Annotated in this window: 26 protein-coding genes and 1 pseudogene; 15 read left to right on the forward strand and 12 right to left on the reverse strand. The window is 63.2% G+C overall.

The window, feature by feature from the left end:
* The first annotated feature begins 13 nt into the window (after nt 1-13).
* Complete coding sequence (locus B0G80_RS25515; protein ID WP_116120623.1) at nt 14-1,135, forward strand: branched-chain amino acid ABC transporter substrate-binding protein; 1,122 nt, start codon at nt 14-16, stop codon at nt 1,133-1,135.
* Between the two features lie 38 nt (nt 1,136-1,173).
* On the forward strand, nt 1,174-2,181 hold the full coding sequence (gene lhpH / locus B0G80_RS25520) for a trans-3-hydroxy-L-proline dehydratase (protein WP_116120624.1): 1,008 nt from the start codon (nt 1,174-1,176) through the stop codon (nt 2,179-2,181).
* 18 nt (nt 2,182-2,199) lie between these two features.
* Here the strand turns inward: lhpH and B0G80_RS25525 are convergent, their stop codons facing one another.
* Both B0G80_RS25525 and B0G80_RS25530 read right to left on the reverse strand, forming a co-directional pair.
* Nucleotides 2,200-2,898: an SDR family NAD(P)-dependent oxidoreductase gene (locus tag B0G80_RS25525; protein ID WP_116120626.1), complete on the reverse strand. Its 699-nt coding sequence runs from the start codon at nt 2,896-2,898 to the stop codon at nt 2,200-2,202.
* 116 nt (nt 2,899-3,014) lie between these two features.
* Nucleotides 3,015-3,224 carry a hypothetical protein gene (locus B0G80_RS25530; RefSeq protein ID WP_106277534.1) on the reverse strand — a complete coding sequence of 70 codons (210 nt, stop codon included), beginning with the start codon at nt 3,222-3,224 and terminating at the stop codon, nt 3,015-3,017.
* A gap of 405 nt (nt 3,225-3,629) precedes the next feature.
* On the opposite strand from B0G80_RS25530, the gene B0G80_RS25535 reads away from it, so the two are divergent.
* The 4 genes from B0G80_RS25535 to B0G80_RS25550 all read left to right on the forward strand — a co-directional run bounded on the left by B0G80_RS25535 (nt 3,630) and on the right by B0G80_RS25550 (nt 7,850).
* Nucleotides 3,630-4,382 carry an SDR family NAD(P)-dependent oxidoreductase gene (locus tag B0G80_RS25535; RefSeq protein ID WP_106304300.1) on the forward strand — a complete coding sequence of 251 codons (753 nt, stop codon included), beginning with the start codon at nt 3,630-3,632 and terminating at the stop codon, nt 4,380-4,382.
* Between the two features lie 96 nt (nt 4,383-4,478).
* On the forward strand, nt 4,479-5,807 hold the full coding sequence (locus B0G80_RS25540) for an MFS transporter (protein ID WP_116120628.1): 1,329 nt from the start codon (nt 4,479-4,481) through the stop codon (nt 5,805-5,807).
* A 36-nt stretch (nt 5,808-5,843) separates the two neighbouring features.
* Nucleotides 5,844-7,022, forward strand: coding sequence for an L-rhamnonate dehydratase (rhmD, locus tag B0G80_RS25545; RefSeq protein WP_116120630.1), 1,179 nt, complete (start codon nt 5,844-5,846; stop codon nt 7,020-7,022).
* A gap of 45 nt (nt 7,023-7,067) precedes the next feature.
* A complete protein-coding gene (locus B0G80_RS25550; protein ID WP_116120631.1) occupies nt 7,068-7,850 on the forward strand; it encodes an SDR family NAD(P)-dependent oxidoreductase in 783 nt (260 codons plus the stop codon).
* A gap of 16 nt (nt 7,851-7,866) precedes the next feature.
* Here B0G80_RS25550 and B0G80_RS25555 read toward each other — a convergent pair whose 3' ends face one another.
* On the reverse strand, nt 7,867-8,868 hold the full coding sequence (locus tag B0G80_RS25555) for a LysR family transcriptional regulator (RefSeq protein ID WP_116120633.1): 1,002 nt from the start codon (nt 8,866-8,868) through the stop codon (nt 7,867-7,869).
* Between the two features lie 138 nt (nt 8,869-9,006).
* Here B0G80_RS25555 and rhaM point away from each other — a divergent pair, with 138 nt between their 5' ends.
* The 6 genes from rhaM to rhaS all read left to right on the forward strand — a co-directional run bounded on the left by rhaM (nt 9,007) and on the right by rhaS (nt 14,988).
* Complete coding sequence (gene rhaM / locus B0G80_RS25560; RefSeq protein WP_116120635.1) at nt 9,007-9,330, forward strand: L-rhamnose mutarotase; 324 nt, start codon at nt 9,007-9,009, stop codon at nt 9,328-9,330.
* 58 nt (nt 9,331-9,388) lie between these two features.
* Nucleotides 9,389-10,282, forward strand: coding sequence for an amidohydrolase (locus tag B0G80_RS25565; RefSeq protein WP_116120637.1), 894 nt, complete (start codon nt 9,389-9,391; stop codon nt 10,280-10,282).
* Between the two features lie 15 nt (nt 10,283-10,297).
* Nucleotides 10,298-11,827: a sugar ABC transporter ATP-binding protein gene (locus tag B0G80_RS25570; protein ID WP_116120639.1), complete on the forward strand. Its 1,530-nt coding sequence runs from the start codon at nt 10,298-10,300 to the stop codon at nt 11,825-11,827.
* Nucleotides 11,824-12,882, forward strand: a complete 1,059-nt coding sequence (locus B0G80_RS25575) for an ABC transporter permease (RefSeq protein WP_106277550.1) — start codon at nt 11,824-11,826, stop codon at nt 12,880-12,882. Before B0G80_RS25570 ends, B0G80_RS25575 begins: the two co-directional genes overlap by 4 nt.
* Nucleotides 12,875-13,891, forward strand: a complete 1,017-nt coding sequence (locus B0G80_RS25580) for an ABC transporter permease (RefSeq protein ID WP_116120641.1) — start codon at nt 12,875-12,877, stop codon at nt 13,889-13,891. Before B0G80_RS25575 ends, B0G80_RS25580 begins: the two co-directional genes overlap by 8 nt.
* 89 nt (nt 13,892-13,980) lie before the next feature.
* Nucleotides 13,981-14,988 carry a rhamnose ABC transporter substrate-binding protein gene (rhaS, locus tag B0G80_RS25585; protein WP_106277554.1) on the forward strand — a complete coding sequence of 336 codons (1,008 nt, stop codon included), beginning with the start codon at nt 13,981-13,983 and terminating at the stop codon, nt 14,986-14,988.
* 100 nt (nt 14,989-15,088) lie between these two features.
* Here the strand turns inward: rhaS and B0G80_RS47850 are convergent, their stop codons facing one another.
* From B0G80_RS47850 to B0G80_RS25615, 6 genes are all read right to left on the reverse strand, one after another.
* The gene (locus B0G80_RS47850) at nt 15,089-15,502 is read right to left on the reverse strand and encodes an STY0301 family protein (protein ID WP_309568784.1); all 414 of its coding nucleotides are present in this window, start codon (nt 15,500-15,502) and stop codon (nt 15,089-15,091) included.
* Nucleotides 15,402-15,782 (reverse strand): BPSL0067 family protein, encoded by a 381-nt coding sequence (locus B0G80_RS25595; protein ID WP_116120644.1) that lies wholly within the window; start codon nt 15,780-15,782, stop codon nt 15,402-15,404. The genes B0G80_RS47850 and B0G80_RS25595 overlap by 101 nt, the downstream gene beginning before the upstream one ends.
* Before the next feature lie 262 nt (nt 15,783-16,044).
* The gene (locus B0G80_RS25600; protein WP_116120646.1) at nt 16,045-17,124 is read right to left on the reverse strand and encodes a porin; all 1,080 of its coding nucleotides are present in this window, start codon (nt 17,122-17,124) and stop codon (nt 16,045-16,047) included.
* A 54-nt stretch (nt 17,125-17,178) separates the two neighbouring features.
* Entirely contained in the window at nt 17,179-18,246 is a 1,068-nt protein-coding gene (locus B0G80_RS25605; protein WP_116120648.1) for an ABC transporter ATP-binding protein, read from the reverse strand.
* The gene (locus B0G80_RS25610; protein WP_116120650.1) at nt 18,239-20,008 is read right to left on the reverse strand and encodes an iron ABC transporter permease; all 1,770 of its coding nucleotides are present in this window, start codon (nt 20,006-20,008) and stop codon (nt 18,239-18,241) included. Before B0G80_RS25610 ends, B0G80_RS25605 begins: the two co-directional genes overlap by 8 nt.
* A gap of 99 nt (nt 20,009-20,107) precedes the next feature.
* Nucleotides 20,108-21,196: an ABC transporter substrate-binding protein gene (locus B0G80_RS25615; RefSeq protein WP_116123710.1), complete on the reverse strand. Its 1,089-nt coding sequence runs from the start codon at nt 21,194-21,196 to the stop codon at nt 20,108-20,110.
* Between the two features lie 106 nt (nt 21,197-21,302).
* On the opposite strand from B0G80_RS25615, the pseudogene B0G80_RS47195 reads away from it, so the two are divergent.
* Both B0G80_RS47195 and B0G80_RS46060 read left to right on the forward strand, forming a co-directional pair.
* Nucleotides 21,303-21,450: pseudogene (locus B0G80_RS47195) on the forward strand (DNA-binding response regulator); the annotation flags it as partial.
* A 153-nt stretch (nt 21,451-21,603) separates the two neighbouring features.
* Nucleotides 21,604-21,753: a hypothetical protein gene (locus B0G80_RS46060; RefSeq protein ID WP_181920063.1), complete on the forward strand. Its 150-nt coding sequence runs from the start codon at nt 21,604-21,606 to the stop codon at nt 21,751-21,753.
* A 63-nt stretch (nt 21,754-21,816) separates the two neighbouring features.
* On the opposite strand, the gene B0G80_RS25620 is transcribed toward B0G80_RS46060, so the two are convergent.
* The 3 genes from B0G80_RS25620 to B0G80_RS25630 form a co-directional block, all read right to left on the reverse strand.
* A complete protein-coding gene (locus tag B0G80_RS25620) occupies nt 21,817-22,968 on the reverse strand; it encodes a CmpA/NrtA family ABC transporter substrate-binding protein (RefSeq protein ID WP_116120652.1) in 1,152 nt (383 codons plus the stop codon).
* Nucleotides 22,969-22,978: 10 nt separating this feature from the next.
* Complete coding sequence (locus tag B0G80_RS25625) at nt 22,979-23,554, reverse strand: ANTAR domain-containing response regulator (protein WP_116120654.1); 576 nt, start codon at nt 23,552-23,554, stop codon at nt 22,979-22,981.
* A gap of 178 nt (nt 23,555-23,732) precedes the next feature.
* Nucleotides 23,733-24,977 (reverse strand): cyanate transporter, encoded by a 1,245-nt coding sequence (locus B0G80_RS25630; protein WP_181920064.1) that lies wholly within the window; start codon nt 24,975-24,977, stop codon nt 23,733-23,735.
* 393 nt (nt 24,978-25,370) lie between these two features.
* Here B0G80_RS25630 and B0G80_RS25640 point away from each other — a divergent pair, with 393 nt between their 5' ends.
* Nucleotides 25,371-25,733 carry a translation initiation factor Sui1 gene (locus tag B0G80_RS25640; protein ID WP_116120657.1) on the forward strand — a complete coding sequence of 121 codons (363 nt, stop codon included), beginning with the start codon at nt 25,371-25,373 and terminating at the stop codon, nt 25,731-25,733.
* Nucleotides 25,734-25,890 lie beyond the last annotated feature (157 nt).

Genomic DNA, 25,890 nt, shown 5'->3' on the forward strand with positions numbered 1-25,890 from the left:
ATCGGAGTCCTGTATGCGATGTCTTGCAATGACTGCGGCCGCATTGATGGCCGCTGGTTTCACCCTGTCCGCGAGTGCCCAGGTGGTCGTCACCATCGGTCATTCGGCGCCGCTCACCGGTCCGCAGGCGCCGAACGGCAAGGACAACGAGAACGGCGCACGGCTCGCCATCGACGAACTGAACAAGTCGGGCGTCACCGTCGCGGGTCAGAAGGTCACCTTTAAACTGGACTCGCAAGACGACCAGGCGGACCCGAAAATCGGCGTGCAAGTCGCGCAGAAACTGGTCGACAGCGGCGTGCTCGCCGTGGTCGGACCGTATAACTCGGGCGTGGCGATTCCGGCATCGCGCGTCTACAACACCGGCAATGTACCGATGCTGCCGGTCGCGTCGAACCCGGCGCTGACGAAGCAGGGCTTCAAGAACATTTTCCGGATCGGCGCGAGCGATGAACAACTGGGCGGCACGATGGGGCAGTTCGCCGCCAAGACGTTGAAGGCCAAAACGGCCGCTGTCATCGACGACCGCACGGCGTACGGTCAGGGCGTCGCCGAGCAGTTCGTGAAGGTTGCCAAAGCGAACGGCATCCAGATTATCCAGCAGGAGTTCACCAACTCGTCGGCAACGGATTTCCTCGGCATTCTGACGACCATCAAGGCCAAAAATCCCGACGTGATTTTCTTCGGCGGCTACGCGGCGCAGGGCGCGCCGATGGCTAAACAGATGCGCCAGCGCGGACTCCGGGCAAAGCTGCTCGGCGGCGACGGCATCTGCTCGGCCGACATGGGCAAGGTGGCGGGCGATGCGGCCTCGATTGTCTATTGCGCACAGGGCGGCATTGCGCTGGAGAAAACCGCGGCCGGCCGCGAGTTCCTGCAGAAGTACAAGGCGGCCTACAACATCGATACGCAGGTCTACGCCGTGAGCTATTACGACGGCGTCAAGTTGCTGGCCGACGCGATGGTGAAGGCGGGCACGACCACGGACAAGGCCAAGCTGACTGCCCAGCTCGCGAAGGAAAACTATAAGGGCGTAGCAGGCACCTATTCGTTCGACGAGTACGGCGACCTGAAGGGCGCGCCGACCACCGTGTACGTCATCAAGAACGGCTTGCCGACGCCTTACGGTCAGTAACGGCCGACGGCTTGACCCATCCACTTCACGACGCAGACATGAAAATTTCACGCACCATCCAGACCGTTGAAGTTCACACGGGCGGCGAGGCATTTCGCATTGTCACCAGCGGTCTGCCGCGTTTGCCTGGCGACACGATCGTCAAGCGGCGCGCATGGCTGAAGGAAAACGCCGACGATATCCGCCGGGCCTTGATGTTCGAACCGCGCGGGCATGCCGATATGTACGGCGGGTATCTGACGGAACCGGTCAGCCCCAATGCCGACTTCGGCATCATCTTCCTTCACAACGAAGGGTATAGCGACCATTGCGGCCACGGTGTCATCGCGCTCTCGACGGCGGCGGTCGAACTGGGTTGGGTTCAGCGTGAGATACCCGAAACGCGCATCGGCATCGACGCGCCGTGCGGGTTCATCGAAGCATTCGTGAAGTGGGATGGCGAGCACGCCGGCAACGTTCGATTCGTCAACGTGCCGTCGTTTATCTGGAAGCAGGACGTGACCGTCGAGACGCCGTCGTTCGGCTCGGTGACGGGCGATATCGCGTTCGGCGGCGCGTTCTACTTTTACACCGACGGCGAGCCGCATGGTCTCGCGGTGCGGGAGTCGTCGGTGGAAGAACTCATCCGCTTCGGCGCTGAGGTCAAGCAGGCGGCCAATAAGGCGTTTCCTGTCGAGCATCCCTACATTCCCGAGATCAACCACATCTACGGCACCATCATCGCGAATGCGCCGCGGCATGAGGGGTCGACGCAAGCCAACTGCTGCGTCTTCGCCGATCGTGAGGTGGACCGTTCGCCGACCGGCTCCGGAACGGGAGGCCGCGTCGCGCAGCTTTATTTGCGTGGGAAACTGGGCAAGGACGACACCCTGGTGAACGAGTCCATTATCGGCACCGTGTTCAAAGGGCGCGTCTTGAGCGAAACAACGGTGGGTGATTTCAAGGCCGTCATTCCGGAAGTCGAAGGCAATGCTTTTGTCTGCGGCTTTGCGACCTGGATAATCGACGAGCGGGATCCGCTCACCTACGGTTTTCTCGTTCGGTAAGCCGGACGAGCGCGGCGCCTAGAACCGCTCGACCCACGGGCGGAGTTCGACTTCCCACGTCCACGCGCTGCGATGCTGACGATGAATGTGAAGGTACTCCCTGGCAATCGCGTCGGGGTCCAGCCATTTGTCGTCGGCGTCGCCGTCTTCCGAACCTTTTGCACCGCTGGCAATGCCGCCGTCGATCACGAAATGCGCGACGTGAATATTCTTCGGCGCAAGCTCGCGCGCCATGCATTGGGCCATGCCTCGTAGCGCGAATTTGCCCATGGCGAACGGTGTCGAGCCGGGCAGTCCTTTCACGCTGGCCGTTGCGCCAGTCAGCAGGACGGTGCCGTGGCCGCGCGCCAACATGCGCACCGCCGCGGCCTGGGCGACGAGAAAGCCGCCGAGGGCGGTGATCTTGAAGGCGTCTTCGAGCTTCTGTGGCTCGATGGCTTCGAGTGGCGCGCGATAGCGGCCGCTCGCGTTATAGACCACGAGATCGGGAGCGCCGAATGCTTTCTCCACGCGCTCGAAGAGGGCAGTGACCTGATCGGGCTGACTGGCGTCGCAAGCCACGGGCAGGGCGCCCGTCTCGTCGACCAGCTCCGTCAGCTTGCCGGTGTCGCGGGCGGCGAGCGCGACCTGCATGCCCTCCGCCGCGAACAGGCGCGCGAGCGAGGCGCTCAAGCCCTTGCCCGCGCCGACAATCAATGCAGTCTCAGTTCGACTCATGGTTCCTCCGGAATCAACAGGGAAGCGTCGCGGCGTGGGTGTGCCGCGTCATGCCTTGCTGATTGTAGGCGCTCGCCGTGAATTGCACTGACGTTGAGGATGGCCGTGCCGATGGCTCAATGAGCCGTTTCGATGACGCTCCAGATCCGTTCGTGGGAGTCGCCCGTGAATTGTCTGGCGATCACGGCCCGGCATTTGTCGCAGCGATAGTGCTCCAGCACGAGCGTGCCATTGCACTCCGCGACACCGATTAGCGTGAGGTTTTCCTGCCGTTGCACATCGACTGGCAAGCCGTCGATATCGGAGCATCCATCGCAGACTTCCATGGCGCCTCCTGACGTTCGCATCCATCGTTCAGATGAGGAGCCCGCATGGGGCGGGCGATGACTGATGCACCCGCAGCAGAGAAGCCGGGTTAAACCAGTATCGAACGCGATCGAGCGGTTGTGCAAGCGCAAAAAAAATAAAGTAAAAGGGGTTGAATGGGGCGTCTTTGTAGCGTTTGAGCGCAAATGCGCTGCACCAGCATGGCATTGCAGACGACACATTCGCGGTCTCTTTCGATCCAGTTTTGTTATCACCTCCTCCAATACTCGAATTGTTAGCGCATCGCACCGCTCGTATATTGGCTGAACCGTCAGCGCAAGCGCACCAGCGGCATTGACACCACAACCAGCCAGCACACAACAACACAATGGCGAGCCGCTCAGGCGAGCCACAGGAGCACAGCGATGAATCGAATCGATCTGGAGGGGCGCGTAGTCGCCATTACCGGCGGCGCGCGCGGCATCGGCTACGCGGTGGCGCAGCGGGCGCTGAACTCGGGCGCGTCCGTCGCGCTATGGGACGTGGACGCCGAACGCCTCGCACGCAGCCAGCGTGAGCTTAGCGAACTGGGCAAAGTCACGGCGGTCTCCGTCGAACTCACGCAGGAAGCCGCCGTCGCGCAGGCCGTGGCGCAAACCGTCGCCGATCATGGCGCGATCGATGTGCTGATCAATTGCGCCGGCATCACCGGCGGCAACGGCACCACGTGGGAGCTGGAACCCGACGTCTGGCGCCGCGTGATCGACGTCAACCTGATCGGCCCGTACCTCACCTGCCGTGCGGTCGTGCCGCAAATGCTCAAGCAGGGCTATGGCCGGATCGTCAATATCGCGTCGGTGGCCGGCAAGGAAGGCAACCCGAACGCCTCGCATTACAGCGCCTCCAAGGCAGGCCTTATCGGCCTGACCAAATCGCTCGGCAAAGAACTGGCAACGAAGAACATTCTCGTCAATGCCGTCACGCCCGCCGCGGCCAAAACCGAAATCTTCGACTCGATGTCGCAGCAGCACATCGACTACATGCTCTCGAAGATTCCGATGAACCGCTTTCTGATGCCCGAAGAAGCGGCGTCGCTGATTCTGTGGCTCTCGTCCGAGGACTGTGCGTTCAGCACCGGTTCGGTATTCGATCTGTCCGGCGGGCGCGCAACGTACTGAGGCGCCGAGGCGTGATGCGCGCCTGAACTCGGCAACGGTACACACGATAAGAAAACGCAGCGCCGCGGATCGCGCGCGCTCTGCGAAGGAGACGACATGAAAACACATGCGCCCGTTTCACTCGAGGCGATCAACAGCAAGGTCATGCGACGGCTGCTGCCTTTTCTGCTGCTGATGTACGTGCTGGCGTTTCTCGATCGCGCCAATATCGGTTTCGCGCAAAAGGCCTTGCAGCACGATACGGGTCTGTCGAATGCGGCGTTTGCGTTCGGCGCGGGCGTGTTCTTCGTCGGCTATGCATTGTTCGAAGTCCCGAGCAATCTGCTGCTGCATCGGGTCGGCGCGCGTGCGTGGATGTGCCGGATCATGGTGACATGGGGGCTCGTATCGGCGGCCATGTGCCTCGCGCATACGCCCACGGCGTTCTATACGCTGCGGTTTCTGCTCGGCGTCGCCGAGGCCGGTTTCTTTCCGGGCGTGATCTATTACCTCACGCACTGGTTTCCGCAATCGGCCCGGGGGCGCGCGGTGGGCGTGTTTTATTTCGGTGCGCCGCTGGCGTTTATTTTCGGCAGCCCGTTGTCGGGCTCGCTGCTCGAATTGCACGGCGCACTTGGCCTGACCGGCTGGCAATGGCTCTTTCTGGTGGAAGGCGTGCTGGCTTCGGTGGTGGGCGTGTGGGCCTTCTGGTATCTCGACAATCGTCCCGAAGACGCGCGCTGGCTCGATCCGCAAGAGCGCGCAAGCTTGCGCGCGGCGCTCGACGACGATGCGCTGCTCGCGTCCGCGCACGGTCCGCATCGCATTCTCGCCGCGCTGGTGGATCGTCGCGTGTTGCTGCTGTCGGCGATCTATCTGCTGATCCAGATGAGCGTGTACGGCGTGATTTTCTATCTGCCGCAACAGGTGGCGGCGTTCCTCGGCACGACGGTCGGTTTGCGGGTGGGGCTTGTCGCCGCGTTGCCGTGGCTGTGCGCGCTGGCCGTGACCTGGTATGTGCCGCGGCGCGCGGATCGCACGGGTGAGCACCGGCGTTGGGCGGTGGTGTTGCTGATCGTCGCCGGGCTCGGCATCGGCGTGTCGGGACTGGTGCATAGCCCGCTGTTCGGCCTGCTCGCGCTGTGTTGCGCGGCGAGCGGTTTCATCGCGGCGCAGCCGCTCTTCTGGACCTTTCCCACGCGTTACCTCACAGGCGCGGCCGCGGCGGGCGGCATCGCCTTGATCAATTCGCTCGGCGGACTCGGCGGCTTCATCGCGCCGAGCTTGCGCACCGCGGCGGAACGCGCGTTTTCGTCGACGTCGGCGGGACTGGTCGTGCTGGGCGTGTCGAGTCTGCTGGCCGCGCTGCTGATCGGCACGCTGTTGCGCCGCGATCCGGCGCAGCCGCACACCACTTTCGAAACCTTACTGCATCGCGCCCGCTAGGCGCGCGCTCGACGCACTCATAACGGAGCCCCATTCATGGCCATGCCTACCATCCGGCACGTGCGTGCCTTCATTGTCCGCGGCGGCGGCGCGGATTATCACGACCAACCCGGCGGACACTGGATCGACGATCACATTTCCACGCCGATGGCGCGTTATCCGGAGTATCGCCAGAGCCGCCAGTCGTTCGGTATCAACGTGCTGGGCACGCTGGTGGTAGAGATCGAAGCGAGCGACGGCACCGTCGGTTTCGCGGTGACCACGGGCGGCGAGATCGGCGCGTTTATCGTCGAGAAACATCTCGCGCGTTTTCTCGAAGGCCAACTCGTGACCGACATCGAGAAGATGTGGGATCAGATGTACTTCTCCACGTTGTACTACGGCCGCAAAGGCGTGGTGCTGAATACGATCTCGGGCGTCGATCTCGCGTTGTGGGATCTGCTCGCGAAGGTGCGCAAGGAGCCGGTGTATCAGCTATTGGGAGGTCCGGTGCGTGACGAGTTGGTGTTCTATGCAACCGGCGCGCGGCCCGATCTCGCGAAGGAGATGGGCTTCATCGGCGGCAAGCTGCCGTTGCAGCATGGTCCGGCCGAAGGCGAAGCGGGCCTCAAGCAGAATCTGGAGAAACTCGCGGACATGCGCAGCCGCGTCGGCGACGACTTCTGGCTGATGTACGACTGCTGGATGAGCCTCGATGTGCCGTATGCCACACGGCTCGCGCAGGCGGCGCACGAATACGGTCTGAAATGGATCGAAGAATGTCTGCCGCCCGACGACTACTGGGGTTACGCCGAACTGCGCCGCAACGTGCCACGCGGCATGATGGTGTCGACCGGCGAACACGAAGCGACGCGCTGGGGCTTTCGCATGCTGCTGGAAATGCAATGCTGCGATCTGATTCAGCCGGATGTCGGCTGGTGCGGCGGCATTACCGAATTGATCAAGATCTCCGCGCTCGCCGACGCGCACAGTGTGATGGTGGTGCCGCACGGTTCATCGGTGTATAGCTATCACTTCGTGGTCACGCGGCATAACTCCCCGTTCGCCGAATTTCTGATGATGGCGCCGAAGGCCGACGAGGTCGTGCCGATGTTCACACCGCTGCTGCTCGACGAACCGGTGCCGGTGAATGGGCGCATGAAGGTACCGGACACACCGGGATTCGGCGTGCGGCTGAATCCGGAATGCGCGTTGGTGCGGCCTTATCCGCGGTGATTGCGCGTAACCCGTCGCAAGGTGGAAGCATAAAAGGAGAATGACGTGCTGCTCAAGGACAAGGCCGTGATCGTCACCGGCGGCTCGCGTGGCATTGGCCGCGCAATTGCGGTTGCGTGCGCACGCGAAGGCGCGGACGTGGCGATCAACTACTGGGGCGATAACGACGCATCGTATGGACGCCGTTCCGCCGTCGCGGAAGTGGTCGGCGAAATCGAGGCGCTGGGGCGGCGCGTGATTGCGATCGAGGGCAACGTCGCCGCGCGCGAAACCGGCCAGCAACTGGTGCGTCATACGGTCGAAGCGTTCGGCAAGGTCGACGTACTGGCCAGCAACGCCGGCATCTGTCCGTTCCACGCGTTTCTCGACATGCCGCCGGAGGTGCTGGAGTCCACGGTGGCAGTCAATCTCAACGGCGCGTTCTACGTCACGCAAGCCGCCGCGCAACAGATGAAGCTGCAGGGCGCCGGCGGCGCGATCGTGGCGACGAGTTCGATCAGCGCGCTGGTGGGTGGCGGCATGCAAACGCATTACACGCCGACCAAGGCAGGCGTGCATTCGCTGATGCAATCCTGCGCGGTGGCTTTGGGACCGTTCGGCATTCGCTGCAACTCGGTGATGCCGGGCACCATCGCAACCGACCTGAATGCGCAAGACCTCGCCGACGAAGCCAAAAGAGCCTACTTCGAAAAGCGCATTCCGCTCGGCAGACTGGGCCGCCCGGAAGATGTCGCCGATTGCGTGACGTTCCTCGCTTCCGACCGCGCACGCTATGTGACGGGCGCGGCGTTGCTGGTGGACGGCGGTCTCTTCGTCAACCTGCAGTAACGCGCCGATGCCGATCTCAGTTCACGGGAGCCGAAGACACGATCACGGAGCCGGCAGCGGCCGCCGTGATGTCATCGGGCTTGAGCTTGCGCGAGAAACCGCGCAACAGGTCGATGAAGCGCAACGCCGGTTCGGCGAGCGGTTCTTCCTTGCGTGTGAGAATGCCGAAACCGGAGAGCGATTTGCCGATTTCGAGCGGCAATGCGACGAGCAATTTGCCGCGCAAATGATCGCGCACCACCGACTCGGGCAGCATCGCCACCGCATCGTAATTCTCGAGCAATTGCAGCGTGGCGAAGATCGACGCGCATTCGGTCAGGTTCACCGGCGTGGCGAGTCCCGCACGCGCAAGTTCCTCTTCGAACAGCACGCGCGCCGGACTGGTGACGGGCTGCGCCACCCACGGCCAGTCGATCAGTTCACGCAAGCTGAGGCGCGCGCGCTGCGCGAGCGGATGCACCGCGCGCACGACCAGCAACAAGGTCTCGCGCGCGAGCGGTTCGAAACTGAAATCGTTGTGTTGCAGGGGACTTGTCAGCCGCCCAAGCGCCAGATCGACTTCGCGGCGATGCAGCAATTGCACCACCTGGTCGCTGGTTTCGCCGAGAATGCGCACGTTCAGCAGCGGACTTTCCGTTTTCAGCGCGGCGACCGCCATGGCCAGCAGATCGGGCGCGGCGCCCATGATCGCGCCGACCGTCAGTTGCCCATGACCGCCGCGGCGCTTCACGTCGAGGTCTTCGGCGAAACGGGTCAGCTCGGCCAGCGCGCGCCGCGCGTAAGCGAGCGTGACGACGCCGAGCGGCGTGGGCGTCATGCCGCGCGCGTTGCGTTCGAACAGCAGAAAGCCGAACGCTTCTTCGATATCGCCGAGCATGCGGCTCGCGCTCGGCTGGGCCACGTTGACGGCCTCGGCGGCCTGATGGAGATTGCGCGCGTCGTCGAGCGCGACGAGCAGCGCGAGGTGCTTGAACTTGAGCCGATTGACGAGTGCGACGGTTGCTGAGGGTTGGCTCATGGGGCGGTGCGATTCGGTTTGTGGATCGCCCAATCCCAACTTCGGATTGAGATGCTATCGACGCAGGAATTATAGTCGTATCAGACGCTTCCACGTTTCGCTGGAAAAGCGCCCGGATACGACGGGAGACAGGCCGCAATGGAGACAATCGCTTTCCGGATGGTGCTCAACCCCGGCATGCGCGAGGAATACGAACGACGTCATGCGCAAATCTGGCCTGAACTGGTTGACGCATTGCACGACGCCGGCGTGCGCGACTACAGGATTTTCTTCGATCCGGACTCGAATCACCTGTTCGCCATTCTGACGCGAAACAGTCATCACACCATGGACGAACTGCCGCAACTCGACGTGATGCGCAAATGGTGGGATTACATGGCCGACATCATGCACACGGCCCCGGATCACACGCCGCTGCAGCAGCCGCTCGAACCGGTCTTCCATTTGAACTCGCTGAGCTGATCCGAGCCGACCGGATCTCAAGCCTCGAAAACGATTTTGACCGGACGGAGGATGTCGCATGCAGGTGGTCGATTCGCATATTCATTTGTGGGATCTGAAAACGCATCGCTATCCGTGGCTGGAAAACCCGGGCGTGTCGTTCGTGGGCGACGCGCGCGATCTGAAGCACGACTACCTGCTCGACGACCTATTAGGCGATGCGGGCGACATCGACGTGCTGAAGCTCGTGCACGTCGAAGCGAATCACGATCCCGCCGATCCGGTCGAAGAGACCCGCTGGTTGCAGTCCATTGCCGATCGCAAGGCATCGCGCGGCATGCCGAACGCGATCGTCGCCGCGGTGGATCTGTCCGCGCCGAATGCGTCGGCGGTGCTGGAAGCGCATGCGTCGTTCGCCAACACGCGTGGCATCCGCCAGATTCTGAACGTGCATGAAAACAAGCTGTTCGATTACGTCGGCCGTCATTTCATGCGCGAGCCGCAATGGCGCGAGCACTTCGCGCTGCTGCGCCGCTACGGCATGTCGTTCGATCTGCAACTGTATCCGTCGCAGATGGAAGAGGCGGCAGCGCTGGCGCGCGCGCATGGCGACACGCAGTTCGTCATCAATCACGCGGGCATGTTCGTCGACCGCAGCAGCGTGGCCGGTTATCGCGCCTGGCGCGAAGGCATGCACTTGCTGGCGGACTGCCCGAATGTCGCCGTGAAGATTAGCGGACTCGCCATGTTCGATCACCAGTGGACGGTTGAAAGCCTGCGGCCATACGTACTCGAAACGATCGACACGTTCGGTGTCGGGCGCGCAATGTTCGCCTCGAACTTTCCAGTCGACCGGCTGTTCGGCTCTTACGCGGATCTGTGGCATGCGTATGCATCGATCGTGGAGGGCGCGAGCGTCGCCGAAAAAGAAGCATTGTTTTGCCGCAACGCGGAGCGTTGCTACCGCATTTAAAGAAGGAGACACGCAGTGCAGCAACCCACATCCGCTGTGCCGAGGCTCGAATTGCGGCATGCGAGTAAATCGTTCGGGCGGGTTCGCGCGCTATCCGACGGCGATCTCGCGCTCTGGCCGGGCGAGGTGCATGCCTTGCTCGGCGAGAACGGCGCGGGCAAGTCGACGGTCGTGAAGATTCTGGCGGGCGTGCATCAGCCGGACACCGGCGAACTGCTGGTGGACGGCGAAGCGCGCCGCTTCGCGACGCCCGCCGAGGCACGCGACGCCGGGCTCGCGGTCATCTATCAGGAACCGACGCTGTTCTTCGACCTGTCGATCGCGGAGAACATTTTCATGGGACGGCAGCCGGTCGATCGCATTGGCCGGATTCGTTACGACGCGATGCGCCGCGAAGTGGACGGATTGCTGGCGTCGCTCGGTGTCGATCTGCGCGCCGATCAACCAGTGCGCGGTTTGTCGATTGCCGATCAGCAGGTGATCGAAATCGCCAAGGCGTTGTCGCTGAACGCCAACGTGCTGATCATGGACGAACCGACCGCCGCGCTATCGCTGCCGGAAGTAGAGCGGCTCTTCGCCATCGTGCGCAAGCTGCGCGAGCGTGACGTGGCGATCCTTTTCATTACTCACCGTCTCGACGAAGTATTCGCGCTGACACAACGCGTCACGATCATGCGCGACGGCGCCAAAGTTTTCGACGGTTTGACTGCCGAGCTCGACACGGAAGCGATCGTGGCCAAAATGGTCGGGCGCGATCTGGAGACGTTCTATCCCAAGGCCGACCGGCCACCCGGCGAGATAAGGCTGTCGGTGCGCGGCCTCACGCGCATCGGTGTGTTCAAAGACATTTCCTTCGACGTCCGCGCAGGCGAAATCGTCGCGCTCGCCGGACTGGTCGGCGCGGGGCGCAGCGAAGTCGCGCGGGCGATCTTCGGCATCGATCCGCTCGACTCGGGCGAAATCCGGATTGCCGGCGAGCGTCTCACCGCCGGACGGCCCGCGGCCGCCGTGCACGCCGGACTCGCACTCGTGCCGGAGGATCGCCGGCAGCAAGGACTCGCGCTGGAATTGAGCATCGCGCGCAATGCGTCGATGACAGTGCTCGGCCGGCTCGTCAAACACGGGCTCATCTCCACGCGCAGCGAGACGCAGCTCGCCAATCAATGGGGCACGCGCCTGCGTCTGAAGGCGGGCGATCCCAATGCGCCGGTCGGCACGCTGTCGGGCGGCAATCAGCAGAAGGTCGTGCTCGGCAAATGGCTGGCCACCGGACCCAAAGTGCTGATCATCGACGAACCCACGCGCGGCATCGACGTCGGCGCCAAGGCCGAGGTGTACAGCGCGCTCGCTGAACTGGTGCGCGACGGCATGGCGGTGCTGATGATCTCGAGCGAATTGCCGGAAGTGCTCGGCATGGCCGACCGCGTGCTGGTGATGCACGAGGGGCGTATCAGCGCGGATATAGCGCGCGCCGACGCCGACGAGGAACGGATCATGGGCGCGGCACTCGGTCAACCCATTCCACCGCTGGGGCACGCCGCATGATGCGCCATTCTTCCACTCATCCCGCGCCGGTCCAGGCGCCGGTGCCGAAGCGCGCCGCGAGTTCGCCGGGCGGCTTTGCGGCGAGCATCGCGAAGAGCCGCGAGACGACGCTCTTCGTCGTGCTGGTTCTGCTGATCGTCGGCACGGGGCTCGCGAAGCCGCAGTTCCTGAATCTGCAGAATCTGCGCGACGTGCTGCTGAATGTGTCGATTATCAGCTTGCTGACGGCCGGCATGACTGTCGTGATCCTGATGCGCCACATCGATCTGTCGGTCGGCTCGACAGTGGGCGTCAGCGCGTATGCGGTCGGCAGTCTGTATGTCGCGTTTCCGCATATGCCGGTGATTGTCGCGTTGGCGGCGGGGCTCGCAATCGGTCTCGTGGCGGGCACCATCAACGCGCTGCTCGTCGCGGTCGGGCGCGTGCCATCGCTCGTCGCAACGCTGTCCACGCTATACATTTTTCGCGGCGCGGACTACGCGTGGGTGCACGGCGGACAGATCAACGCAACCAGTTTGCCCGACGCGTTTTCCCGTCTTGCCACCGGCACCTTGCTCGGCATCCCGACGCTTGCGCTGATCGCGGTCGTCGTGCTGATCGGTCTCGCCATCTATCTGAAGCAGTTTCGCGGCGGCCGCGAACACTACGCGATCGGCTCGAATCCGGAGGCGGCACGTCTCGCCGGCGTGAACGTCGAACGGCGCGTGATGGCGGGCTTCCTGCTGTCCGGTGCGATTGCCGGTTTCGCTGGCGCGTTGTGGCTGGCCCGCTTCGGCACCGTGGATGCGAGCACCGCGAAGGGCATCGAGTTGCAGGTGGTGGCCGCCGCCGTGGTGGGCAGCGTGGCGATCACCGGCGGCGTCGGCACGATACTCGGCGCGACGCTCGGCGCGCTCGTGCTCGGGGTGATCAGCATCGCGTTGGTGGTGCTGCACGTGTCGCCGTTCTGGGAGCAGGCCATCGAAGGCGCGCTGATCGTCGCCGCGATTACCGCCGATACCTTGCTGGCCCGCTCCGTCGCCAAACGCATGATGAGGAAACGCGATCATGGCTAAACCCGATTCCGCGCTGCTCACGCGCAAACGCGAAACGCCGCTGCAATGGGACGTGCTGCTGGTGATCGTGCTGATTCTCTCGCTCGTGCTAGGGCGCTTGCTGTCGCCGGTGTTCCTGACCGGCGCGAATCTGAGCAACGTGCTGGCCGATCTGACCGAGATCGCCTTGATGGCGCTACCGATGACGCTGATCATCGTCGCCGCCGAAATCGATCTGTCGGTGGCGTCGGTGCTCGGCGCATCGAGCGCGTTGATGGGCGTGCTGTGGCATATGGGCTTGCCGATGCCGCTCGTGATCGTGCTGGTGCTGGTTGCCGGCGCGTTGGCGGGCTTGCTGAACGGCCTCGTGATCGTCAAGCTCAATCTGCCTTCGCTCGCGGTCACGATCGGCACGCTGGCGCTGTTTCGCGGCCTCGCCTACGTGTTGCTCGGCGACCAGGCGGTGGCGGATTTTCCGCCCGCTTATACGGCGTTCGGCATGGACACGATGGGCGGAAGTTTTATTCCGTTGCCGTTTGTCATCGTGATCGTCGGCGCGATTGTGTTCACGGTGCTGCTGCAATCCACCGCATTCGGCCGCAGTCTTTACGCGATCGGCGCGAACCCAACCGCGGCGGCGTTCTCCGGCATCGAAGTGGCCAGGATCCGCTTGCGTCTGTTCGTGCTGTCCGGCGCGATGAGCGCGCTAGCGGGCATCGTCTATACGCTGCGCTTTACCAGTGCGCGCGGCGACAACGGCGAAGGGTTCGAGTTGTCGGTGATCGCGGCGGTGCTGTTCGGCGGCGTGAGTATTTTCGGCGGACGCGGTTCGATGATCGGCGTGCTGTTGTCGCTGCTGATCATCGGCGTGCTGAAAAATGCGCTCACGCTCGACGACGTATCCAGCGAAACGCTCACCATCGTCACCGGCGTGCTGCTGCTGGCATCGGTACTGATACCGAATCTGGTGGCCCGCTGGCGAGCGGCGCGCGACCGGCGTTTTATCGCCAGATCCGCTTCTTCCCTGTAACGCCCTTAGCAATGCCTGTGTCTGAAAAGAGAAAGTCCAACAACCGATAACCCGGACAACACCACGTCCAACAAGGCAGGAGACACTTCATGTTCAAACCTCTACGTCACACCGGCAGCGCGGCGCTGTGCGTCGCGTTGCTCGCGATCAGTTGCGCCGCGTCCGCCGCGGACCTGAAAAGCGGGCTGAAAATCGCATTCGTGCCCAAGCAGATCAACAACCCCTACGAGGTGATCGCCGACGATGGCGGCATGGCCGCGATCAAGGAATTCAAGGGCGTGGGCAAGGCGGTGGGGCCGTCGGACGCGGGCGCTTCGTCGCAGGTTCAATACATCAACACGCTGATTACGCAGCGGCAGGACGCGATCGTGATTGCCGCCAACGACGCCAACGCGGTGGTGCCCTATCTGAAGAAGGCGATGTCGCAAGGCATCAAGGTGGTGACCTTCGACTCGGACACGGCACCGGAGGGCCGTCAACTGTTCGTCAATCAGGCGAACGCGGAAGGCATCGGCCGTGGCCAGGTTCAACTGGTCGCGAAGCTGATGGGCGGCGAGGGCGAGTTCGCGGTGCTGTCGGCCACGCCCAACGCAACCAATCAGAACACCTGGATCAAGTGGATGCAGGAGGAACTGAAAAAGCCCGAGTATTCGAAGATCAAACTGGTAAAGATCGCCTACGGTAACGACGACGATCAGAAGTCGTTCACGGAGACGCAGGGCCTGTTGCAGGCGTATCCGAATCTGAAGGCGATCGTCGCGCCGACCACGGTGGGGATTGCGGCTGCCGCGCGTTATATTTCGACTTCGTCGAGCAAAGGCAAGGTGGCGGTGACCGGCCTCGGCACGCCGAACCAGATGCGTGCATTCGTGAAAAACGGCACCGTGAAGGCGTTCCAGTTGTGGGATCCGGGTCAACTCGGCTATCTGGCTGCGTATGCCGCGGCAGCGCTGGCGTCGGGCACGATCAGCGGCAAGGAAGGCGAGTCGTTCGAGGCCGGCAAGCTCGGCAAACGCACCATCGGGCCGCAAGGCGAAATCATTCTCGGACCGCCGACCACGTTCGATTCGAGCAATATCGATAACTTCAATTTCTGAGCGGCGATGCTTTGCCGCGCGGAGGTCGCACGGCTGACGTGATCGAAGGCACGACGCACGAGGCGCGCGGCCGATGCATGGCTCACGCGTCTCGTGCTTCTTATTTGCAACGCGCCCTGAATGGCGTCATGCCTGCTGCACACACACTCACGTTTTTCGCGTGAAGGGTAATGGTTTTTGCGGTGCCTTTGTATTTGCAGACGAGATAGGGGTCGATCTGGTCGATGTCCCATCGATCCACACGGCCAGCGCGTACGGGTGCAAGAGTCGCCATCTGGTCCGGCGGACCATCGTACAAAGCCGCGTTGTTCAGGGCATGCCGCACGCCAGAATCGAGCACGCTAACCGGACAAGCGACCGGCGCTGCCAACGCGGTGCCGCTTGCCCATGCATAGAGGAGCACACAAAGCGCTTTACTCGACCACATAGAATTGATCCCCGTCGTTTGCTTTAACTCCGTGTCCGTTCCTAAAGCGGATGGTTCGCTCGTGGACGGGCTGCGCCGTATGCCCATTCCATTGATCCAGAACCTGGATGCCGGCTGCGTTGCGGCCGAGATAAATGGCTGCATGGCTGCGCCCGTCAGTGTGGTTTCCGTACCTGCCGTTAGGGTCGAATGTCGCGATAACCGTTCCTGGACTAATCAGATTCGCGGTTCTTGCTTTCTCTCCCTGATGCCACGACGAGGAAGGTGGAACGGAAACGACAGCGTGCACGAATGCCACACATTGCCCGTTGCCGACAAGGTGTCCTTTTAGAGAATTTGCTTCGGTCATGTTTGCCAGGTAAGACATCCCTTAACCTTTATCAATCATGTGGTTTGGATATGAGTCCACACCTCCCTGTGTGGACCCACGTTCACGGCGGGTGCGGTGAACGGATCAAACGTAGCATTGCGTTAGCCGTAACTGATTGGGGAAAATTCCGCTTTGCAGGTGGCAGAAGTCGGAAACCTAGCGTCAGGCGCGTTGCGTCATTAACGGAACTGACAGCTTGCCGACCATGCACGGAGCGCGCGGGACATTAACGCAGTTCAAATTTTGGCAAGCTAAAGCATCAGAAACGCTGCTGAATACCCGCGGTGACACCTGCCTGCGTATCCGCCGTGCCGGTCAGATCGCGCGACACACTCACTAGGTTGCCGTGCTTCGCCATCGCATAGCCGCCCGCCAGATACAGCGACGTGCGTTTCGACAGGGCGTACTGTGCGCGCAACGAGAACAGCGTCGGATCGGCATCGCTCGCGTCCTTGATGTTCTGGTGATAGATCGCGGCGGTCAGCGTGAGCATCGGCGTTGCCTCGTACTGGCCGCCGATCCAGTACATGTCGCTCCGTAGCGCCGGCGCGGCGGTATGGAACGCACGCCGGTAGCTTCGATAGCCGGCCATCGCCTTGACCTGGCCGAAGTCATAGCTGACACCTGCGTGCATGCCCTGAATGTAGTCAGTGGTGTCCGCCGGCGTGACGCTGCCGCTTGCGCCGTTCTGCCGGTCGAAAGTGACGACCGCGGCGAACGGCCCGTTTTCGTAGCCGAGACCGAGATCATATTTGGCACTCGTCTTCATGCTGCCGGGCACGTTGCCGAACCCATACATTGCACCGAACTTGAAGCCGGAAAACGTGCCGTCGTAACGCACTGCGTTGGACGAACGCACGAATATGAGGTCTCGGCGGCCGCCCGTCGCGGTCGACGAGATAACCCACGAATAGTTTGGCGCGTAGCCCATCGGGTCGAACGGCAGGACGTAGTCGAACGTGGTGGTGAAATTGCGGCCGAGCGTGACTTGCCCGAAACGGTTTTTCAGACCGATGAACGCGCGGCGGGCGAAAATCGCACCGGGGCCATCATCGAACTGACCGTTCATGGTGTTGATGCCGCTCTCCAGCTGAAACAGCGCCTTCAGTCCGCCGCCGAGTTCCTCGACGCCGCGCAAACCCCAGCGCGAAGTGTTCCTCGCGCCCGGCACGAGACGCACGGCGTTGCCGCCGGGGCTGGCATGGTTCACGTATTCGATGCCCGCGTCGACGATACCGTAAAGGGTCACGCTCGACTGCGCCTGTGCGCCCCCGGCGGCAAAGCCGGCGAATCCGGCGCAGGTCACGCTGAAAGTCGCTTTCTTCATGTTCAAGTTCATCACCCGTCTCCTTCGGTTGGTTCTTTTTTGCTTCGGTCCGGTTGCGGCGCGCGCTCAACTCGCCTGTGCGAACGCCCAGCAGTCGTTGGCGGGGAATTCGATCCAGTGCCGGCCCGCCGCGCGCGGCACGTGGCCGAAGGCGCGCAGCCGCAAGCCGCCGCAATGGAACAGGTATTCCCAGCGGTCGCCGAGATACATCGACGTGACGAGTTCGGCTTCGAGCCGGTTCGCACCGGGACCGTCGGCGACCTGCACGCGTTCGAGGCGAATCACGGCATGCGCATGCTGTCCGGCGGTCAGCGCTTCGCGCGCTTGCGCCTGCAGTTCCCAGCCGTCGCCGGTAAGCGTCACGCGGTCGCCGTCAACCGCGGCCACGCATGCCTCGATGCGGTTGTTGCTGCCCATGAATTCGGCGGTGTAAAGCGAGCGGGGCGCGCCGTACAGTTCGGCGGGCGTGCCTTCCTGTTCGATGCGGCCGTTGCGCAGCAGGAGGATGCGATCGGACATGGCCATCGCTTCGGTCTGGTCGTGCGTCACGCACAACGCCGAAAGGCCCAATGACACGATCAGTTCACGCAACCACGCGCGCGCTTCTTCGCGCAGCTTGGCGTCGAGATTGGAGAGCGGTTCGTCGAGCAGAATCACCGGCGGGTTGTAGACGAGCGCCCGCGCAACCGCCACGCGCTGTTGCTGACCGCCGGAGAGCTGATAGGGATAACGCGCGGCAAGGTGGCCAAGGCCGAGCTGGTCGAGCGCCGCTTGCACGCGCCTTTTCTGTTCGGCGCCGACGACGCGCCGCAGCTTCAATCCATAGCCGACGTTCTCGGCCACCGTGCGATGCGGCCACAGCGCGTACGACTGGAACACGAGTCCGAGCGAGCGCTGCTCGACCGGCAGATCGACACGCGTGGCGTCGTCGAAAAACGCCTTGCCGTCCAGTTCGATGCGACCCGCCGACGGTTGTTCGAGTCCGGCCACCGCGCGCAGCAGCGTGGTCTTGCCGCTGCCCGACGCGCCCAGCAGGCAGACCACTTCGCCGGGATTCAGCTCGAACGACACGCCGTTGAGAATCGGGTTGTCGCCGTAGCTGAGAAAGAGATTGTCGACCTTGAGCTTATCCATGCAATTTCACTCCGAAGCGCAGCGCGACGCCGAGCCCGGCGCCGACCATCGCGATGTTGATGACAGAAAGCGCCGCAACCTGATCGACCGCACCGGTCGCCCACAGCGACACCAGCAGCGCGCCGATCACTTCGGTACCGGGCGAAAGCAGATAGACCGCGGTCGAATACTCACGCTCGAAGATCATGAAAATCAGTAGCCACGCCGCGAGCAAACCGAAGCGCACGAGCGGCAGCGTCACATCGAGACTCACGCGTGCACGCGTGCCGCCGGCGCTGCGTCCCGCTTCTTCGAGTTCGGGGCCGACCTGCAACAGCGCGCTCTGAATCAGACGCATGCCGTACGCGAGCCACACGACCGTGTACGCGATCCAGATGCTCCACATGGAGTTCTTCAGTTCCTTCAGGCCGGGCACGAAGAGAAAGATCCACAGGAAGGCGAGACCGGCGAGCAGCCCCGGCACCGCGCGCGGCAACAGCACGAGGTAATCGAGCAGACGCGTGGCCCAGTCGTTGCGGCGATGGCCGGCAAATGCCACCAGCGAGTAGAAGCCCACCGCCAGCGCACCGCCGATCACGCCGATGCCGAGCGTGTTCAGAATCGCGCGCACCAGGGTGTCCTGCTCGAACAGTTCGGCGAAGTTGGCGAGCGTGAGAACGTCGCCGAGATGCACGCCTTGTCCCCAGTTGGTGACGAACGCGCGCAACGTGATGCCGGAGATCGGCACGAACACCGTCAGCAGCAGCCACAGCGCGACGATCGCGAGTGCGATCCAGCGCCATGCGCCGAGCGGCAGTACAGTCTGACGTCCCGCTTTGCCCTTGACCGTGACGAATCGATTCGCGCTCTTCAGCAGCCGGCGTTGCAGCAGCACGAGCGGGAACGTGATCGCGACGATGCACATCGCCACCGCGGCCATCAGGTGATACGAGGGAATGCCGAGTTTGTTGGTGAGCTTGTAGAGATACGTGGCCAGCACGAGGTGCCCTTCGGGATCGCCGAGCACGAGCGGCAGGCCGAACACTTCGAAGCCGAGGAAGAACACCAGCACGCCGGCGAACAGCAGCGCGGGCAGCGTCATCGGCAGGCTGACGTCGAGCGCGACGCGAAACGGCCGCGCGCCGGCGACACGCGCCGCTTCCTCGACGTCCGAGCCGAGATTACGCAGCGCCGCCGACGAATACAGGTACACGTGCGGCACATGCGTGAGGCCGACGATCACCGTGATCGCGAACACCGAGTAGACGGTCCACGGCGCTTCGGCTGTGCCGAACAGCTCCATCCACCAGACCGAGTAAAAGCCGACCGGGCCGGCCGCGACCACATAGCCGAACGCGAGCACCATCGGCGAGACGAACACCGGAGTGAGCAGCAGCGGTTCGAGCCAGCGACGGCCGGGCAGGTCGGTGCGCACCATCAGGAACGCGAGAATGCCGCCGAGCGGAATCGAGATGAACAGCATTCCGGCTGCGATGACAAACGAGTTTTTCAGTGCGGACCAGAAGTCCGGGTCGCTGAAAATGAATTCGAAACCGCTGAGGCCGAAGGCGCGCTTCGCGTCGAAGAACGGTGCGTTCAGCACGCTCTGCAACAGGATGAAGCCGAGCGGCAGCGCCACCGCCACGGTTAGAACCGCGATGACGAGCCAGCGCAGCAGCCCCATGAACGGCTGAAGTGCGCCGGGCGGTATCGCGCCGTTGGAGCGGCCGTTTGCCGCGTGCGGTAGCGCGGCGCGGTGTCCGGTTGCGCTGGTGGAAGGCATGAGGGTCCCCCTGCGGCACGCTGGCCGCATATCGACAGGTCTGGAAAGAAGGGCCGCCGCGCGTGTCAGCGCGGCCGCCTGGGCGTCAAACGCGAACGGCTAGCGCCTGATGGACTGTTGCCACTGCTTGAGGAATTCGAGGCGCTTCGACTGATCGAGATAGACCAGCAGTTCCGCGCCGATAGGGACTGGTTTAAGCGAGTTGCCGAGTTGCTTCGTGAGGGCCGCCATCGACGTTTCGCCTTCCACGTCGGCGCGAATCGAGAACAGACCCGCCTGATTCGCCAACAGCGTCTGGCCGCGTCGCGAGAGCAGATAGTCGACCCACAGCTTCGCTGCGTTCGGGCTTTGCGCTTTCTTCGAAATCGTCACGAGCCGGCTCGCCACCAGCGTGTAGTCTTTCGGGTAGACATAACCGATAGATGGATCTTTCTTCGCCTTGATGACCGCGTACGAGCCGAGAATGTTGTAGCCGATCAGGTTCTCGCCCGAGGAGATGCGCTCCATCATCGCGCCCGTGCTCGATTGCAGCTTCGGGCCGGTGGCGCCCATGGCCTTGACCAGATCCCACGTGACCTGCGGGTTGACGCGTACGTCCTGGGTCAGATAGTTGAAGCCGACGCCGGACTTTTCGATGTCGTAAGTGGTGACGCGGCCTTTGAACCTGTCGGGTTTGGCTTGCAGCAGTTTGATCAGATCGGCGCGCGTTTGCGGCACCTCGCCAGCCGGCATGAGGCGTTTGTTGTAGACGATCGCGAGCGGCTCGTACGTGGTGCCGTACGCCTGCTTCTGGTACTGCGCCCACTGCGGCAACTGCTTCGCTTCGGGGGATTCGTAGGTGGTCATCAGGCCGTCGTTAACGAGCTTGATCTGCAGGTCCATGGCCGAGCTCCACAGCACATCGGCGCTCACGCTGCTGGCCGCGTTTTCGCTGATGTAGCGGTTGTACAGCTCGGTGGTGTTCATGTCGTTATATTCGACTTTGACGCCGTAGAGGCTTTCAAAATCCTTGATGAGTGGACGTACCAGCGCGGTGTCCGTGACCGAATAGACGATCAGCTTGCCTTCCTTTTTCGCGCCGTCGACCGTGGCCTGGTAGTCAGTGGGATAACCGGGTGGAATGGCCGCCCACGCTGAATTCGTTGCGAATGCGACAGCGACAGCCAAGGCCTTGAAGTTGATTTGCACGTCGTCCTCCAGATATCTCGATGTTGGTTTTGTGTAGGCGAATGAATACAGTCCGATCCTGTCCCGCCTGGTCACCGACGCGCTGACCAGCGACATTGACAGTCGACTACCCGTGCTGATACTGAGCGCGCACGGCTCGGTGGGAGAGCGCGCGCATGGTCTCGATCTGAGCGCCGACGACTGTTTTCGCCACACCATTCTCTCTCACGGAAATGGATGCGCGCGCACGTGTGCTACTACGTCGCAGCCGTGGCGATATCGATGTCGAGAAGGATAGGGTGCCTAACGATCGCAGGCGAAGGGGCATTGAAGGCAGCTGAATCGCGCTGTGCAGCAGGCGGGGCGCATCGCGGCCGTTGCTCTTGCGGTCGCGGCTCGATGCGGACAACGGCTATTGACTCAAGCGTGTGGCGCTGCTGCTGCATAAGGTCGCACGCGGCGTGACGCTCCACCGCTTGCGGGTGATGCGCTCGCCTGGTATCAATCCCGGTTTCGAGCAGGACGTGCGGGGCGACGTGACAGGCCGGATCGATCTGCTGGCGAAAGGGGGCGGTTAGCTGAGCGATTACGCCATGCGGCGTCATTCAGCCGCTTGACTACTCGATCACTCGGTCAACCACTCAGCGGCGAATCGGAAAGCGCTGTGCATAAGCAGTGGGTGACGTACCTTCGCGCCACGTTTCGCCGTCGATCAAGAACTGAGAGGCGCCTTTTTCCGGCACGGCCACATTCACGGCGACGGCCGCCTCGCGATACAACTGCGTCTGGTTGATCCGCGCGGCAATGTCCGCATAATCCGCACGCGCGTCGATCATGCCCCATCGTTCGAATTGCGTGAGAAACCACGCACCTTCGAATGCATGCGGGTAGTTGACCGCGCCATTGTCGAAGAAGCGTATGGGCAAACCGCCCGGCGATGAAGCGGCAATCTGGTCGCCCAAACGTGCCGCGATCAACGCTTCATCAATGCCGACATACTCGGGCCGCGCAAGCCAGCGTGCGATTTCCTCGCGGTGTCCCGGGCCGTCGAGCCAGCGGCACGCTTCGAGCATGGTCTGCACGAGAGCGCGCGCGGCATTCGGATTCGCGCTGACAAAATCGCGGCGGCACGCCAGCACTTTGTCTGGATGATCCGGCCACACGTCGCTCGTATAAACCATCGTTCTGCCGACACCTTGCGCTTCTGCCTGCGCGTTCCACGGCTCGCCGACACAGAGGCCGTCGAGTTTGTCTTCGGCGAGCGCCGCGACCATTTGCGGCGGCGGAATCGCCACGCTCTCGATCTCGCGCAACGGATCCACGCCTTGCGACGCGAGCCAGTAGTACAGCCACATCGCGTGCGTGCCGGTCGGGAAGGTTTGCGCGAAGACGGGTTTGCGGCCGAGCGTGGCGAGCGCCCTAGGTAGCGTGCCGTGTTCGGCGAGCGCATCGGCGAGACGGTTCGACAGTGTGATGGCCTGGCCATTGCGGTTGAGCACCATCAGCACCGCCATCTCGGTTTGCGGTCCGCCGAGGCCCAGCTGCACGCCGTAGACGAGTCCGTAGAGCGCATGGGCCGCATCCAGATCGCCCGACAACAGTTTGTCGCGCACGGCGGCCCACGACGGTTGGCGCGACAACTCCAGCGTCAGGCCGTGTGCATGGCCGAATTCGAGCAGCTTGGCGGCGACGAGCGGGGCGGCGTCCGAAAGCGCCACGAAACCGAGCCGCAAATGAGTCTTCTCGAGCTGTCCCGATGCGGACGTGGTGGCGAGTGAAGTAGGAGAGTTCATGGACGGCGCTTCATTTGAGCGAGTCAGCCGCCGCGACAATGGCGCGCGCGATCTCGGCGAGTTTGACGCCCTGGTTCATCGCGCGTTTGCGCAGGTTGGCGTAGGCGGCGTGTTCGGTGATTTTCTGCTGATCCATCAGGATGCGTTTGGCGCGATCGATCAGCTTGCGCTCGGCCAGTTCGTTCTCGACTTGCGCGAGACGCTCGCGCAACTGCGATTCCTGGGCAAAACGCGCGAGCGCGACTTCAAGGATCGGCGCGAGACGCTCGGTCGCGAGACCTTCGACGAGATAGGCCGTGACGCCCGCGCCGACGGCGTCGCGAATCAATTGCTGGTTGGCGTCGTGGCTGAACATCAGCACCGGACGCGGCGCGGTGGCGTTCATCACGGCAAGCTGTTCGAGCGTGTCGCGCGACGGCGATTCGGTATCGATGATGATGACGTCCGGCCGGTCGCTCTGCACCACGCGATGCAGCGCTTGCGGCGTCGCGGTGCCCGCCAGCATCTCGTAGCCGAGGCGGGCAAGGGCGTCGCGAAGGTCGCCGATGGGCTTATCGGTGTCGGTTACGAGGAGAACGCGCAGCATGGAGTGGGGTTTTATCGACGGCTAGCCTTGTATAAAGCAACGGCTATGCCAACCAATACGCGCGAAGGTGAAACGAAAGCAGGCACGGACTTAGCGGCCGCCTAGACCGCCGCGGCTGCACCTGCGTGGGGCGCGTCCGGCCGACGCACCGAAGCGGCGCATGGCGGCGCCGCTCATTTCATTGGCGCCACGCGCTGTAACTGCGGGGCGAGAACAGAAAACCGACGGCGATCATTGCGACGACGCAGCCGGCCAGCATGATCCACGCGCCGCCGAAGCTCCCGCTCCAACCTCGCACGAGGCCGGCCACGACCGGCGCGGTAGCCGCCACGATGAAGCCGACGCCCTGCGTGAACGCGACCAGCTTGCCGGCCACACGATGGTCGGCCGAATGATCCATGGCGGTCACGAGCGTCAGCGAAAAAGTCCCGCCGAGTCCCGCGCCTGCCACGCCGACCCATAGCAAGGGTGCGGCGTCGGGCCAGACGATCAAGCCAAGCAAACCGGCCAGTTGCGCGGTTAGGCCCAGCGTGAGCCACGGTCGGCGATCGCGGAACGACGCCGCGGCGAGCGGCAGCAACAGGGCCGCGGCGGCCTGGAACACCGTCATGCCTGCCAGCAGCGAACCGCTTGCCGCGACGCTCACGCCGCGTTGCTGGTAAAACGCCGGCAGCCACGCGACCAGACTCGTATAGCCGCCGTTGACGATGCCGAAGTAGAGGCCGAGCGTCCACGCGCGCCGCGTGCGCCATAGCGAAAGCGGGACGGCATGCGTGGGCGCAGCGTGGGCGGCGGCGCCGTTCGACGGGGACTGCCGGTTCAATGCCCACCAGCACAGCAGCGCGGCGCAAGCCGGAAGCGCCCACACCGCGAGCCCCGCATGCCATGACTGCGCCGCGCGACTCACCCACGGACTCAAACTTGCGCCCAAGCCGCCGCCGCCCATGATGGACGCGGAGAACACGCCCATCGCGAGCGGCACGCGCGCATGAAAGCGCTGCTTCATCACGGCGGGCAGTAGCGCCTGAATCGCCGCGACGCCCACGCCCGCGAGCAACGCCGTGGCGAGCAGCGCCGCGCCGGTCGACGCGGTCCACCGCGCCGCGCAAGCCAGCGCGATGGCCAGCAAGCCGAGCGCGACACCGCGCGTTTCGCCGATCGTGCGGGACAACGCGCCCGCACCGAACGCGCCGATGCCCATCGCGACGACCGGCAGGCTGGTCAGCAACGACGCGCCGTAGAAGCTGAGGCCGGTTGCGGCGCGGATCGTCGTCATTAAAGGGCTGATGGAGGTGAGCAGCGGACGCAGATTGATGCCGATCACGACGATCGCCGCGAGCCAAACGACGTCCTGCCACCTTAGTGCCGCGGTGGCGTGGTGAGCGGGAGCGTGGGTTGGGGCGGCGCTGGAGGGCGGAGTCACTATGGTCCTGGTGGAGAGGGATGGGCGGCGTGAAAAAACCGTGCGAGGCGCTGTTTTGGTCAACCATAATATCAAAAAATGGTTAACCATTTTCGTGATGCCCGGTATAACGCGAGACGCTTTTGCGGACGCTCGCCGCTCTGCCTTCTACCCGGATAGCAACTGCAAATACCCCGCGATGAACGGGGCGGCCTCGCCCACGAGCGCTGCAAACGCCTCGTCCGGCAGACGTTCGGCATGGTGCACGACACGCTGAGTGCGTCAGCGCCTCGATGGACGTTACGCACACGAAGGCCGCAAGCACGAGGCCGACTAAAGCATTCGTGTTGTCTTGGCTGGCGACTTTCCATGGGCAGGATATGCTGTCGGTTGTCAGCAAAATCACGATGCACGATGAAAACCAGTTCGAAAGGCGGCCTTGTCTATTCCACCGAAAACGGCCGCATGTGTCCCGAATGCAGCCGGGCGCTCGCGCAATGTGTCTGCAAGACGATCGCCAGGACACGAGCGGCGGGTGACGGCATGGTGCGAGTGTCTCGCGAGACCAAGGGCCGAGGCGGGAAAAGCGTGACGCTCGTGAAGGGGCTCGCGCTCGATCCTCTCGCCTTGGCCTCGCTAGGCAAGCAGTTACGCACGGCCTGCGGTTCTGGCGGTACGGTCAAGGATGGCGTGATCGAAGTGCAGGGCGATCATTGCGAACGGGTGATCGAGGCGCTAAAGAAGGCCGGCCATCAGGCGAAGCGGGCTGGGGGTTGAGCTCAACGCTTGAACGTCCCCCTGCAAAGCGGCTTTCTCCAGCGCCAATCACGTCTTGTTCGCCCACCCCTATCCCGATTGCGAGACCCGTGCGAAACAGACTCGACGCCGCGCGCGAGATCGGCGAGGCCAGGTCGCGTCGCTGAAAATTCGGCGT

Source organism: Paraburkholderia sp. BL6669N2, assembly GCF_003387275.1.
GTDB lineage: Bacteria > Pseudomonadota > Gammaproteobacteria > Burkholderiales > Burkholderiaceae > Paraburkholderia.

Bases quoted from the DNA above. Each gene is read 5' to 3' on its own strand.
- B0G80_RS47850 (WP_309568784.1), bottom strand. From the start codon at position 15,502: ATGGGCATACGGCGCAGCCCGTCCACGAGCGAACCATCCGCTTTAGGA.
- B0G80_RS25600 (WP_116120646.1), bottom strand. From the start codon at position 17,124: ATGAACTTGAACATGAAGAAAGCGACTTTCAGCGTGACCTGCGCCGGA.
- B0G80_RS25515 (WP_116120623.1), top strand. From the start codon at position 14: ATGCGATGTCTTGCAATGACTGCGGCCGCATTGATGGCCGCTGGTTTC.
- B0G80_RS25565 (WP_116120637.1), top strand. From the start codon at position 9,389: ATGCAGGTGGTCGATTCGCATATTCATTTGTGGGATCTGAAAACGCAT.
- B0G80_RS25525 (WP_116120626.1), bottom strand. From the start codon at position 2,898: ATGAGTCGAACTGAGACTGCATTGATTGTCGGCGCGGGCAAGGGCTTG.
- B0G80_RS25595 (WP_116120644.1), bottom strand. From the start codon at position 15,782: ATGTCTTACCTGGCAAACATGACCGAAGCAAATTCTCTAAAAGGACAC.
- rhaS (WP_106277554.1), top strand. From the start codon at position 13,981: ATGTTCAAACCTCTACGTCACACCGGCAGCGCGGCGCTGTGCGTCGCG.
- B0G80_RS25625 (WP_116120654.1), bottom strand. From the start codon at position 23,554: ATGCTGCGCGTTCTCCTCGTAACCGACACCGATAAGCCCATCGGCGAC.
- B0G80_RS25530 (WP_106277534.1), bottom strand. From the start codon at position 3,224: ATGGAAGTCTGCGATGGATGCTCCGATATCGACGGCTTGCCAGTCGAT.
- lhpH (WP_116120624.1), top strand. From the start codon at position 1,174: ATGAAAATTTCACGCACCATCCAGACCGTTGAAGTTCACACGGGCGGC.
- B0G80_RS25620 (WP_116120652.1), bottom strand. From the start codon at position 22,968: ATGAACTCTCCTACTTCACTCGCCACCACGTCCGCATCGGGACAGCTC.
- B0G80_RS25540 (WP_116120628.1), top strand. From the start codon at position 4,479: ATGAAAACACATGCGCCCGTTTCACTCGAGGCGATCAACAGCAAGGTC.
- B0G80_RS25640 (WP_116120657.1), top strand. From the start codon at position 25,371: ATGAAAACCAGTTCGAAAGGCGGCCTTGTCTATTCCACCGAAAACGGC.
- B0G80_RS25580 (WP_116120641.1), top strand. From the start codon at position 12,875: ATGGCTAAACCCGATTCCGCGCTGCTCACGCGCAAACGCGAAACGCCG.
- B0G80_RS25610 (WP_116120650.1), bottom strand. From the start codon at position 20,008: ATGCCTTCCACCAGCGCAACCGGACACCGCGCCGCGCTACCGCACGCG.
- B0G80_RS25605 (WP_116120648.1), bottom strand. From the start codon at position 18,246: ATGGATAAGCTCAAGGTCGACAATCTCTTTCTCAGCTACGGCGACAAC.
- B0G80_RS25535 (WP_106304300.1), top strand. From the start codon at position 3,630: ATGAATCGAATCGATCTGGAGGGGCGCGTAGTCGCCATTACCGGCGGC.
- rhmD (WP_116120630.1), top strand. From the start codon at position 5,844: ATGGCCATGCCTACCATCCGGCACGTGCGTGCCTTCATTGTCCGCGGC.
- B0G80_RS25555 (WP_116120633.1), bottom strand. From the start codon at position 8,868: ATGAGCCAACCCTCAGCAACCGTCGCACTCGTCAATCGGCTCAAGTTC.
- B0G80_RS25575 (WP_106277550.1), top strand. From the start codon at position 11,824: ATGATGCGCCATTCTTCCACTCATCCCGCGCCGGTCCAGGCGCCGGTG.
- rhaM (WP_116120635.1), top strand. From the start codon at position 9,007: ATGGAGACAATCGCTTTCCGGATGGTGCTCAACCCCGGCATGCGCGAG.